The sequence below is a fragment of the Nocardiopsis listeri NBRC 13360 genome (genome assembly GCF_001570765.1).
GTDB classification, from domain to species: Bacteria; Actinomycetota; Actinomycetes; order Streptosporangiales; family Streptosporangiaceae; genus Nocardiopsis; species Nocardiopsis listeri.
Window position 1 is genome coordinate 1 of record NZ_BCSH01000154.1, and the last position, 524, is coordinate 524.

Here is a 524-nt window from a genome sequence, read left to right on the forward strand (position 1 = left end):
ATGCGCCATGGTGTGCTGCCCCGCACTTTGCATGTGGATGAGCTGACCTCGCATGTGGACTGGTCCGTGGGCGGGGTGAAGCTGCTGACGGAGTCTCGTGAGTGGGAGGCGGTGGAGGGGCGTCCACGTCGCGCGGGGGTGTCCTCGTTCGGTGTCAGTGGAACGAACGCCCACGTCATCCTCGAAGAGGCCGGGGAGAACGAGTCCCTCGACGACGCTCCGGAACCCCTTCCCGAGCCGTCCGCCTCCGGCGCGCTGCCGTGGCTGGTGTCCGCCGCCGAGGCGCGGGCCCTGACCGCCCAGGCCGTCCGGATCCGGGACGAGGCCGCGCGCCACCACCCCCGCGATGTCGCCCACACGCTGGCGACAGGCCGGTCGTCGCTGACCCACCGGGCGGTCGTGGTCGGCTCCGACCACGAGGAGCTACTGCGCGGAGTGACCGCGCTCGCTCAGGGCGAGGCCGCCACCCACGTGGTGCTGGGCGACGGGACCCTGGCTGAGGGTCGAGTCGCGTTTGTTTTTCC

1 protein-coding gene is annotated in these 524 nt (G+C 71.4%); it reads left to right on the plus strand.

Annotation, left to right across the window (positions count from 1 at the left end; translation table 11 throughout):
- Positions 1-33 precede the first annotated feature (33 nt).
- The coding region (locus tag NLI01S_RS24890; RefSeq protein WP_305778461.1) for a ketoacyl-synthetase C-terminal extension domain-containing protein at positions 34-524 on the plus strand (491 nt) is incomplete at its 3' end.